Raw genomic sequence first — 11,670 nt, 5'->3', positions numbered from 1 at the left:
AGCTGCACCGACGCACGGAAACCCGTTACGCCGACGCGCGGAAACCAGCGGTCTCCGCTCCCTCCAGCCGTCGTGGCGGAGGGTGCACGGTGATGGAGGGCACCGTGGCGGAAGGTGCACGGTGGCCGAGGGCGTTACCGAAGGGTTCCGGGGGTCCCGGAGGCTTCCGGAAGGTCCGAAGGGATCCGGAAGGCCGTCGGTGACGCCCTCAGCCAGGGCCGTGGAGGTCAGTGCGCCGCCGACTCCCAGTCCGGGCCGACGCCCACCGAGACGTCGAGCGGTGCCCTGAGGGTGACCGCGGACGCCATCTCGCGGCGGACGATCTCCTCGGTGGCCTCACGCTCGCCGGGGGCGATCTCCAGGACGATTTCGTCATGGACCTGGAGGAGCATGCGGGATTCGAGGTCCGCCTCGCGCAGCGCCCGGTCCACGTTCAGCATGGCGATCTTGACGATGTCGGCAGCCGTGCCCTGGATCGGCGCGTTCAGGGCCATCCGCTCGGCCGCCTCGCGGCGCTGGCGGTTGTCGCTGTTGAGGTCCGGGAGGTAGCGGCGACGACCGAAGAGCGTCGCCGTGTAGCCCGTCGCCCGGGCCTCGTCGACCGCACGGCGGAGATAGTCCCGGACCCCGCCGAAACGCTCGAAGTAGGTGTCCATCAGGGCGCGCGCCTCGGCCGCCTCGATGTTCAGCTGCTGGGAGAGGCCGAAGGCGGACAGACCGTACGCCAGGCCGTACGACATCGCCTTGATCTTGCGGCGCATCTCCGCGTCCACCGCGTCCCGCTCGACGGCGAAGACCTGCGAGGCGACCGTGGTGTGCAGGTCCTCGCCGGAGGTGAACGCTTCGATCAGGCCCTCGTCCTCGGAGAGGTGGGCCATCACGCGCAGCTCGATCTGGCTGTAGTCGGCGGTCATCAGGGACTCGAAGCCCTCGCCCACCACGAACCCGCGGCGGATCGCCCGGCCCTCGTCGGTGCGGACCGGGATGTTCTGCAGGTTCGGGTCGGTGGAGGACAGGCGGCCGGTCGCGGCCACCGTCTGGTTGAAGGTGGTGTGGATGCGGCCGTCGCCGGCGATGGTCTTGATCAGGCCCTCGACCGTGACCCTCAGCTTGGCCTGCTCGCGGTGGCGGAGCATGATCACCGGGAGCTCGTTGTCGGTCTGGGTGGCGAGCCAGGCCAGGGCGTCGGCGTCGGTGGTGTACCCGGTCTTGGTCTTCTTCGTCCTGGGCAGCGCGAGCTCGCCGAAGAGGACTTCCTGGAGCTGCTTGGGCGAGCCCAGGTTGAACTCGCGGCCGGCGGCCGCGTGCGCCTCCTTCACGGCCTGCTGCACGGCTCCCGCGAACATCTGCTCCATCGCCTCCAGGTGCGCGCGGTCGGCCGCGATGCCGTGGCGCTCCATGCGGGCGAGCAGGGCGGAGGTGGGCAGCTCCATGTCCCCCAGCAGGTCGGCGGCGCCGACTTCCTGGAGGCGGCTCTCGAAGGCCTCGCCCAGGTCGAGGACGGCACGGGCCTGGATCATCAGAGCCTCGGCCTCCGCGCCCTCGTCCGCGCCGAAGGCCAGCTGGCCGTCGGCCGCGGCGGCGGGAGCCAGCTCTCGGTGCAGGTACTCCAGGGACAACGCGTCCAGGTCGAAGGAGCGGCGGCCCGGCTTGACCAGGTAGGCGGCGAGCGCGGTGTCCATGGCGACGCCGCCGACGCTCCAGCCGTGCTCGGCGAAGACCCGCATGGCTCCCTTGGCGTTGTGGAACACCTTGGAGCGGGCGGCGTCGGCGAGCCAGGCCGCGAACGCGTTCTCGTCGGCCTCGTCCAGCTCGGCGGGGTCGAACCAGGCGGCCGCTCCCCCGGCGGCGGCGAGGGCGACCTCCGCGACCGAGCCGGTGCCCAGCGCCCAGGTGTCGACCGTGGCGACGCCCAGGGTCCCGGTGCCGTGCTCGGCCAGCCAGGGGGCCAGCTCGCCGGCGCCGAGGATCGTGCCGTCCAGTTCCACGCCCGCCGCCGCGACCGGGGTGGTCTCGGCCTCCTCGGCGCCGGGGTCGACGGCGAAGAGACGCTCGCGCAGGGACGGGTTGCGGATCTCCAGGGTGTCCAGGACCATCGCGACGGTCTTGCGGTCGTACGGGGCCCGCTCCAGCTCGGCGACCGTCCTCGACAGTTCGACCTGGCGCTCCAGCTCGGTCAGGCGACGGTTGAGCTTGACCGCCTCCAGGTGGTCGCGGAGGTTCTGCCCGGCCTTGCCCTTGACCTCGTCGACGCGCTCGACCAGCTCGGCGAACGAGCCGAACTGGTTGATCCACTTCGCGGCGGTCTTCTCGCCGACTCCGGGGATGCCGGGGAGGTTGTCGGACGGGTCGCCGCGCAGGGCCGCGAAGTCGGGGTACTGGGCCGGCGTCAACCCGTACTTCTCGAGAACCTTCTCCGGGGTGAACCGGGTCAGCTCGGAGACGCCCTTCGTCGGATACAGCACCGTGGTGTTCTCGGTGACCAGCTGGAAGGAGTCGCGGTCGCCGGTGACGATCAGCACCTCGAAGCCCGCCGCCTCCGCCTGGGTGGCGAGGGTGGCGATGACGTCGTCCGCCTCGAAGCCCTCGACCGCGAAGCGCGGTGCGTGCATCGCGTCGAGCAGCTCGCCGATCAGCTCGACCTGGCCCTTGAACTCGTCCGGGGTCTTGGAGCGGTTCGCCTTGTACTCGGTGAACTGCTCGGAGCGCCAGGTCTTGCGGGAGACGTCGAACGCCACCGCGAAGTGGGTGGGCGCCTCGTCACGCAGGGTGTTGGCCAGCATCGACGCGAAGCCGTAGATCGCGTTCGTCGGCTGGCCCGTCGCGGTCGTGAAGTTCTCCGCGGGCAGCGCGAAGAACGCGCGGTAGGCCAGGGAGTGCCCGTCCATGAGCATCAGCCGGGGACGAGTGCCGCCGGGGGTCTTGTCGGTCTTCTTCGATGCTGTCTCTGCCACGCCCCCGATCCTGCCACGCCCCACTGACACTCCGGTGCGGGCGGCTCCGCCGGGAGCTCCGGAGAAGGCCGCCGACGCCCGCTCACCGCCGCGATGCGGCAGGAAGAGAGGGAGGGAGAAGAAGAGAGGGAGGGAGAAGAAGAGGGGGAGGGAGGAACGGAGGGAGAAGGGAGGTGTCGCGCGGAGCACGCGGGTGTGGCGTGCGTCACCATACGGCCGGTTCGGTGGCGCCCGCGGGACAGCACCCTCCGGGCGAACCACCGTTGCACCGGCGTGCGGACCGCCGTTGCGCCGGTAGCAGGGGGCGGTGACGCCGATGGAACAGAGAGCCCGTCAGCAGCCCGCAACGCCAACGCCCCTGACCCGCGACCCACAAGAGACATCGCCGCCCCCAGCGCACAACGCGGGCCCGAACCTGCGCCCACACCCCTCGCCCCTCCCGCACACCCCACGCCTCCAGCGTGCGCGTCCCTGGCCTCCGTGTCCGGTCCGCTCGCCGCTCGTCCGCTCCGGGTGGCAAACCCGGCGCTCACGATTGTCGGTGGCCCGTGGGAGGATCGGGGCCGTATTGCTCACACGCAGGCGAGAAGGAGCGTGCGATGGCGACGAAGCCGCCCACGGGTGATCCGGTTCAGGACGCGCCGCAGGTCGCGGAGCCGAAGCATGCCGCGGCGGGGCTGCCCGCCATCGGGCACACCCTGCGCATCGCCCAGCAGCAGATGGGTGTGAAGCGCACCGCACTGACCCTGCTGCGCGTGAACCAGAAGAACGGCTTCGACTGCCCGGGCTGTGCCTGGCCGGAGCCGGACCACCGGCACAAGGCGGAGTTCTGCGAGAACGGCGCCAAGGCCGTGGCCGAGGAGGCCACCCTGCGCCGGGTCACGCCCGACTTCTTCGCCGCGCACTCCGTCGCCGACCTGGCCACCAGGAGCGGCTACTGGCTGGGCCAGCAGGGGCGGCTCACGCACCCCATGTACCTCCCCGAGGGCGCCGAGCGCTACGAGCCGGTGAGCTGGGAGCGGGCCTTCGACATCATCGGCGAGGAGATCGCCGCCCTCGGCTCCCCCGACGAGGCCGTGTTCTACACCTCGGGGCGTACCAGCAACGAGGCCGCCTTCCTGTACCAGCTCTTCGCGCGCGAGCTGGGCACCAACAACCTTCCCGACTGCTCGAACATGTGCCACGAGTCGTCCGGCTCGGCACTGTCCGAGACGATCGGCATCGGCAAGGGCAGCGTACGGCTGGAGGACCTCTACAAGGCCGACCTGATCATCGTCGCGGGCCAGAACCCGGGGACGAACCACCCGCGCATGCTCTCCGCGCTGGAGAAGGCCAAGGCGAACGGCGCGCGGATCATCAGCGTCAACCCGCTGCCCGAGGCCGGCCTGGAGCGGTTCAAGAACCCGCAGACCCCGCAGGGCATGCTCAGGGGCGCCGCGCTCACCGATCTGTTCCTGCAGATCCGCATCGGCGGCGACCAGGCCCTGTTCCGTCTCCTCAACCGGCTGGTCCTGGAGACGGAGGGCGCGGTCGACGAGGAGTTCGTGCGCGAACACACCCACGGGTACGAGGAGTTCGCCGCGGCCGCGAAGGAAGCCGACTGGGACGAGACGCTCACCGCGACCGGCCTCACCCGCGCGCAGATCGAGGAGGCCCTGGGGATGGTCCTGGCCTCCCGGCGGACCATCGTCTGCTGGGCGATGGGCCTCACCCAGCACAAGCACGCGGTCCCGACCATCCGCGAGGTGGTCAACTTCCTTCTGCTGCGCGGCAACATCGGCCGCCCGGGCGCGGGCGTGTGCCCGGTGCGCGGCCACTCCAACGTGCAGGGCGACCGCACGATGGGCATCTTCGAGCGGCCGGCCCCGGCCTTCCTGGACGCGCTGGAGAAGGAGTTCGGGTTCGCGCCGCCGCGCACGCACGGTTTCGACGTCGTACGGGCCATCCGCGCGCTGCGCGACGGCGAGGCGAAGGTGTTCTTCGCCATGGGCGGCAACTTCGTCGCCGCCTCCCCCGACACGGACGTCACCGAGGCGGCCATGCGGCGCGCCCGGCTGACCGTGCACGTGTCGACCAAGCTGAACCGCTCGCACGTGGTCACGGGCGCGCGTGCCCTGATCCTGCCGACGCTCGGCCGTACCGAACGCGATCTGCAGATCGGCCCGAACGGGAAAAGCGCAGAGCAGTTCGTCACCGTCGAGGACTCCATGGGCATGGTGCACGCCTCGCGCGGGCGGCTGGCGCCCGCGAGCGGTGAGCTGCTGTCCGAGCCGGCGATCGTGTGCCGGATGGCGCGCCGGGTACTCGGCGCGGACAGCAAGGTGCCGTGGGAGGAGTTCGAGAAGGACTACGCGACGATCCGCGACCGCATCGCGCGCGTGATCCCCGGCTTCGAGGACTTCAACGCGCGCGTGGCCCGCCCCGGCGGATTCACGCTGCCGCACGCGCCGCGCGACGAGCGCCGCTTCCCGACGGCGACCGGCAAGGCGAACTTCACGGCGGCACCGGTGGAGTACCCCGAGCTGCCCGAGGGCCGGCTGCTGCTGCAGACGCTGCGCTCCCACGACCAGTACAACACCACGATCTACGGCCTGGACGACCGCTACCGGGGCATCACGAACGGGCGCCGCGTGGTGCTGGTGAACCCGGAGGACGGACAGGCCCTGGGGGCCGCCGACGGGTCGTACGTCGACCTGGTGAGCGAGTGGAAGGACGGCGTGGAGCGGCGGGCACCGGGCTTCCGGGTGGTGCACTACCCGACGCCCCGGGGCTGTGCCGCCGCCTACTACCCGGAGACCAACGTGCTCGTGCCGCTGGACGCCACGGCCGACACCAGCAACACCCCGGCCAGCAAGTCCGTCGTGGTCCGCCTCGAAAACCGGACAGGCCCTGCGGAGCGCCGTCTGGAACAATCGGCGACCGACTGAGCGTTTGCTCAGTCAAGTGACAGGCGTACGACGAACGGAGCCGGAGCCATGGGCGAGCAGCAGCAGGGGAAATTCCCGCAGGAGGTCATCGACGAGTACGCCGCGCTCGGCGTCGACCTTCCCGCGCTGTTCTCGGCAGGCCACCTCGGGACGCGGATGAGCGTGCAGATCCTGGAGGCCTCGGCGGAGCGGGTCGTCGGGACGATGCCGGTGGAGGGCAACACCCAGCCCTACGGGCTGCTGCACGGGGGCGCCTCCGCGGTCCTGGCGGAGACCCTGGGCTCGGTCGGGTCCATGCTGCACGGCGGCAGCTCGAAGATCGCGGTCGGTGTGGACCTGAACTGCACGCATCACCGCGGGGTCCGCTCGGGTCTCGTCACCGGCGTGGCCACGCCCGTGCACCGGGGCCGGTCGACGGCGACGTACGAGATCGTGATCAGTGACGAGGAGGGCCGCCGGGTCTGCACCGCCCGGCTGACCTGCCTGCTGCGGGACGTACACAAGGGCGACGAGGTGCACGTCCGGGACACCGGCGCCTGACAGCACCCCGGCGGGGCCGCCCGGCCCCGCCGAGCCGTCACACCCGATCGACCGTCATGCCCGATCGGCCCCCATGCCCGGACCGACTCGGCCGAGTGGGCCGGGCTGTCCAAGTAGCCCGGATTGCCCGAGTCATCCTGATTACCCGCGCAGGAGACCCACTGCGCGCAGGTACCGCCCGCGCCCGGCGCAGTCGGGGAAGCCGCTTCGGAGGAGTGGCGGCGCGGCCGCGGAAGCCGCACGGGAAGAGCGGCCCGCCAGCCCCCGAAGCGGCGCCGGAAGGGCAAGACGCCAGTTCCCGGAGCCGCACCGGAAGAGCGACACGCCACTCCTCGAAGCCGAGCCTGAAGAGCGGCCCGCCAGTTCCCGGAGCCTACCCAAGAAGTCGTGGCCAGTTTCCGAAAGGGCGTCAGAACAAGTGCGCAGAACGTGAATTGACGGCTCAACAGGTCGGCCACGAGCCGCCTCGGCCGGGTCGCTCGGCGCCGGACCCCCGACCCAGCCGGCGCCGGACCCCCGGACCAGCCGACGTCGAGCCCCGGACCGGCCGACGTCGAGCCCCGGACCGGCCGATGCCGGGCACCGGGCCCGACCTGCACCCGGCCCGACCTGCACCCGGCCCGACCCGTACGGGAGGGGCGCCCGTCGCCCCGGCCACTCCGCAATTCACCGGCGCCGCACGGCACTTCGCCCGCCGCTCGTACCCCTTGCGTGCGACACCTCTCGATCGCGCCTCCTGCCGGGAAAGGCGAAGAAGCTCCGGAGCCCGAGCTTCCTTTCCCAGGCGTAACTCTACGTAATACGCGTGCAATACCCATTCACGGTTACGACCCTGGCGCCCACGGTGCACAGAACCGCTCGGCCGCCCCGGAAGTCGCCTGCAGCAACGGTGTTGTGTAATCACCAAAACCGTCGAGACGCCTGAACTGATCAGGGTGAGTCCTGCAGGTTCTCAGAATGCGGACGGGGCGAATCGGACTGAATTCCTGCTTTCCCCCCGGCGTGTACCGCTCTGCATTACCTCGTGTCATAACAAGAGCGTCACAGCCTTGGTCAAGCCCTCCTCCACGTTCCGCACACACGCTTAGAGTCACGGCCAGTCACCGCTCCATCGGGAGTTCGGTACCGGCGCGGCACCCGTCGTTCCCTGCAAGGGGTCGGGCTGCCTGCGGAAAGGATCGATTGTGCGACAGCGTTCTCTGGTGATTCTTACCTCCGTGCTGACCACCGGAGCTCTGACCCTCACCGCTTGTGGCTCCCGCGACAAAGACAACAAGGGCGGCGACGGCGGCAACGTGACGGTCACGATCGGCGTCGACGCCCCTCTGACCGGCCAGAACTCCGCAACGGGCCTTGGCATCCAGTACGGCGCGCAGATCGCCGTCGACGACGCCAACAAGAACAAGACCGTCCCCGGCGTCACCTTCAAGATCAAGGCACTGGACGACAAGGCGATCCCCGCCACCGGCCAGCAGAACGCCACCCAGCTCGTCTCCGACAAGAGCGTGCTCGGTGTCGTCGGCCCGCTCAACTCCGGTGTGGCCACGCAGATGCAGCAGGTCTTCGCCACGGCCAACATGGTGCAGATCTCCCCGTCCAACACCGCGCCCGAGCTGACGCAGGGCAAGAACTGGCAGAGCAGCAAGTCCCGCCCGTTCAAGACCTACTTCCGCACCGCGACCACGGACGCGCTGCAGGGTGCCTACGCGGCGGACTACGCCTACAACGGCATCCACAAGAAGAAGGCGTTCGTCGTCGACGACAAGCAGACCTACGGCGCGGGCCTCTCCAAGATCTTCAAGGAGCAGTTCGTCAAGCAGGGCGGCAAGGTCATCGGCACCGACCACATCAACGTGGGCGACCGCGACTTCTCCACGCTGGCCACCAAGATCAAGAACTCGGGCGCCGACCTGCTCTACTACGGCGGCCAGTACGACGAGTCCGAGGTGCTGACCAAGCAGCTCAAGGACGCCGGTGCCAAGATCCCGCTGTTCGGCGGCGACGGCATGTTCACCCCGACCTACATCAAGACCGCCGGCAAGGCCGCCGAGGGCGACCTGGTGACGTCGATCGGCGTCCCGGTCGACACCCTGCCCGCCGCCAAGGACTTCGTGGCCACCTACAAGGCCAAGAAGTACCCCGGTGACTACGGCACCTACGGCTCCTACGCCTACGACGCCACCACGGCCATCATCAAGGCCGTCGCCTCGGTCGTGAAGGACGGCAAGATTCCGGACGACGCCCGCACCCAGGTCGTCGACGGTGTCCAGAAGAGCTCCTTCGACGGCATCTCCGGCAAGATCGCGTTCGATGAGTACGGCGACACCACCAACAAGCAGCTGACCGTCTACCAGGTCACCAAGGGTGAGTGGAAGTCCGTCAAGAGCGGCGTCGCCAACCCGAAGTAACCCGAGCCGAACACTCCGCACCACCAGGGCCGCGCGGCGCAGACCACCGTCACCGCGCGGCCCGCCTTCTAACGCCCCCCTTGACTCTCCCCACCACATGGAGGCCATGCGGTGAACACCCTGCCGCAGCAGCTGGCCAACGGGCTGTTCCTCGGCTCGATGTACGGGCTGATCGCCATCGGATACACGATGGTGTACGGCATCGTCCAGCTCATCAACTTCGCCCACGGCGAGATCTTCATGACCGGAGGTTTCGGCGCCCTCACGGTCTACCTCGTCCTGCCGGACGGCATATCCATGTGGATAGCCCTGCCGGCGATGCTCATCGGCGGCGCCCTGGTGGCCGTCCTCATCGCCGTCGGCGCCGAGCGCTTCGCCTACCGGCCGTTGCGCGGCGCACCACGCCTCGCCCCTCTGATCACCGCGATCGGCCTGTCGCTCGCTCTGCAGCAGGCGGTCTTCAACTGGTACCACGTCGACGGCGACGCCAAGTCCGCCCGGGTCTTCCCGCAGTTGCCGTTCGGCCCGCTGCACATCGGATCCGTGACCGTGCAGAGTGGTGACGTCTTCCTGATCATCGCCGCGCCGCTGTGCATGGCGGTCCTCGCCTTCTTCGTCCGGCTCTCGCGCACCGGCCGCGCCATGCAGGCCACCGCCCAGGACCCGGACACCGCCCAGCTGATGGGCATCGACACCAACCGCATCATCGTCATCGCCTTCGCGATCGGCGGCTTCTTCGCGGCCGTCGCCGGTGTCTCGTACGGCCTCAAGTACGGCTCCGTCTCCTACGACATGGGCTTCATCGCCGGTCTGAAGGCGTTCACCGCGGCCGTCCTCGGCGGTATCGGCAACATCTACGGCGCCATGCTCGGCGGTCTCGTCCTCGGCGTGGCCGAGGCCATGGCCACCGCCTACATCTCCGACATCCCCGGCATGCAGCAGCTCGGCGGAGGCGGCTGGGCCGCCGTGTGGGCCTTCGTCCTCCTCATCCTGGTACTCCTCTTCAGGCCACAGGGCCTGCTCGGCGAACGCGTCGCGGACAGGGCGTGAGCAGCATGACCGACACCACCACCCAGGCCCCGGCCGCGGCCGGGCGCGGGCTCGTCCCGCTGCCTTCGGCCGTCGCCCGGCTGCTCATCGCCGTCGGCGCCGTCGGCACCATCGCCAGCACCTTCCTCAGCTGGACCTGGACGCCCGACTTCCCCGGCGACCTGACCGTCTACGGCTACCCGGCCGGTCTGCAGATCCTCGCCCTCGTGGGCGGCGCCCTCACCCTGCTGTTCGGGCTCACCCTGTGGAACGTGAAGGGGCTGCGCTGGCTGAACCCGGCGGGCGCCACGTCTCCCGTTCTGCTGACGGCCCTGTCGGCGTTCGCCGTCTGCTGGTTCACCGGTATCGCCATCGCCGTCGACCTCGGCGGTCTGGTCAACCTCGACCCCGGCGCGTTCGTGGCGATGGCGGCCTCCGCGCTGCCCGTCGTCGGCGCCCTCGCGCTGCCCCACCCGGCTCCGGGCGCGGGCCTGCGCGGCTACCTCACCAAGCCCGAGCAGCCCCGCCCCGGCAAGGTGCCGCCGCTCGTCGAGCGCGGCATCATCACCGCCGGCACCGCGATCGCCCTGGTGGCCTTCACCTACGGCATCGGCATCGACAACGACGCGAGCGAGACCTTCATCGGCTTCCTGCTCCTGTTCGTCTTCGCCGCGTGGGCCCTGATGCACACCGGTCTCGTCGACCGGTTCGCGACACTCGCGGCCCAGCACAAGGCGTTCGCCTCCTCGCTCGCCTTCGTCGCCGCCGTGATCTTCCCCTTCACCCAGAGCGACGACCACAACGCCAACGTCGGCGTGAACATCCTGATCTTCGCCACGGTCGCCCTCGGCCTGAACATCGTGGTCGGCCTCACCGGTCTGCTCGACCTCGGTTACGTCGCCTTCCTCGGCGTCGGCGCCTACGCGGCCGCCCTGGTCTCCGGCTCGGAGTACTCCCGGTTCTCCGGTGTGCACTTCCCGTTCTGGGCCGCGGCCCTGACCGGCATGGCCGCCTCGCTGGTCTTCGGTGTGCTGATCGGCGCGCCGACCCTGCGGCTGCGCGGCGACTACCTGGCCATCGTCACGCTCGGCTTCGGTGAGATCTTCCGAATCACCGTCAACAACCTCGACGGCGACTCCGGACCGAACATCACCCGGGGCCCCAACGGCATCACCCAGATCCCGGACCTGAACATCTTCGGGTTCAACCTGGGCGAGGCGCACGACATCGGCGGGTTCACCCTGGGCCGGTTCGCCAACTACCTGTTCCTGATGCTCATCGTCACGGCGATCGTCGTGCTCGTCTTCACCCGCGCCTCCGACTCCCGTATCGGCCGCTCCTGGATCGCCATCCGCGAGGACGAGACCGCCGCCACCGCCATGGGCATCAACGGCTTCCGCGTCAAGCTGGTCGCCTTCGCCCTCGGCGCCTCCCTCGCGGGCCTCGCCGGCACGGTGATGGCGCACGTCAACTACAGCGTGAACCCGCAGCCGTACCAGTTCGCGGGCGCCGCCCCGCCCAACTCGGCCTTCCTGCTGGCCGCCGTCGTCCTCGGCGGCATGGGCACCGTCAGCGGCCCGCTGCTCGGCGCGAGCGTGCTCTACCTGGTACCGGAGAAGCTCCAGTTCCTGCAGAACTACGAGCTGTTCGCCTTCGGTATCGCGCTGATCCTGCTGATGCGTTTCCGGCCCGAGGGCATCATCGCCAACCGCCGCCGCCAGCTGGAGTTCCACGAGACCGGCCAACTCGACGTCCCGGCGCAAGCGACGCTGACCGACGATCCGGCCGTCACCAAGGCAGGGGCGTAAGAAC

Annotated in this window: 6 protein-coding genes; 5 read left to right on the top strand and 1 reads right to left on the bottom strand. The window is 69.9% G+C overall.

Annotated features, from left to right (window positions below; all coding sequences use genetic code 11):
• Positions 1-227 precede the first annotated feature (227 nt).
• Entirely contained in the window at positions 228-2,954 is a 2,727-nt protein-coding gene (gene polA, locus ACFZCP_RS12165; protein ID WP_391426473.1) for a DNA polymerase I, read from the bottom strand.
• 599 nt (positions 2,955-3,553) lie between these two features.
• On the opposite strand from polA, the gene ACFZCP_RS12160 reads away from it, so the two are divergent.
• From ACFZCP_RS12160 to ACFZCP_RS12140, 5 genes are all read left to right on the top strand, one after another.
• Entirely contained in the window at positions 3,554-5,881 is a 2,328-nt protein-coding gene (locus tag ACFZCP_RS12160) for an FdhF/YdeP family oxidoreductase (protein ID WP_391426471.1), read from the top strand.
• A 48-nt stretch (positions 5,882-5,929) separates the two neighbouring features.
• Positions 5,930-6,421 carry a hotdog fold thioesterase gene (locus tag ACFZCP_RS12155; RefSeq protein ID WP_391426469.1) on the top strand — a complete coding sequence of 164 codons (492 nt, stop codon included), beginning with the start codon at positions 5,930-5,932 and terminating at the stop codon, positions 6,419-6,421.
• 1,199 nt (positions 6,422-7,620) lie between these two features.
• Positions 7,621-8,829 carry an ABC transporter substrate-binding protein gene (locus ACFZCP_RS12150; protein WP_391426899.1) on the top strand — a complete coding sequence of 403 codons (1,209 nt, stop codon included), beginning with the start codon at positions 7,621-7,623 and terminating at the stop codon, positions 8,827-8,829.
• Positions 8,830-8,940: 111 nt separating this feature from the next.
• A complete protein-coding gene (locus ACFZCP_RS12145) occupies positions 8,941-9,879 on the top strand; it encodes a branched-chain amino acid ABC transporter permease (RefSeq protein WP_362680158.1) in 939 nt (312 codons plus the stop codon).
• A 5-nt stretch (positions 9,880-9,884) separates the two neighbouring features.
• Positions 9,885-11,666: a branched-chain amino acid ABC transporter permease gene (locus ACFZCP_RS12140; RefSeq protein ID WP_391426897.1), complete on the top strand. Its 1,782-nt coding sequence runs from the start codon at positions 9,885-9,887 to the stop codon at positions 11,664-11,666.
• Positions 11,667-11,670: the final 4 nt, after the last annotated feature.

The sequence above is a fragment of the Streptomyces sp. NPDC007971 genome, assembly GCF_042958635.1.
Lineage (GTDB): Bacteria > Actinomycetota > Actinomycetes > Streptomycetales > Streptomycetaceae > Streptomyces.
This window is presented reverse-complemented; position numbering and strand designations above follow the sequence as displayed.

Coding starts and splice junctions, on each gene's coding strand:
- ACFZCP_RS12160 (WP_391426471.1), top strand. CDS start 3,554: ATGGCGACGAAGCCGCCCACGGGTGATCCGGTTCAGGACGCGCCGCAG.
- ACFZCP_RS12155 (WP_391426469.1), top strand. CDS start 5,930: ATGGGCGAGCAGCAGCAGGGGAAATTCCCGCAGGAGGTCATCGACGAG.
- ACFZCP_RS12140 (WP_391426897.1), top strand. CDS start 9,885: ATGACCGACACCACCACCCAGGCCCCGGCCGCGGCCGGGCGCGGGCTC.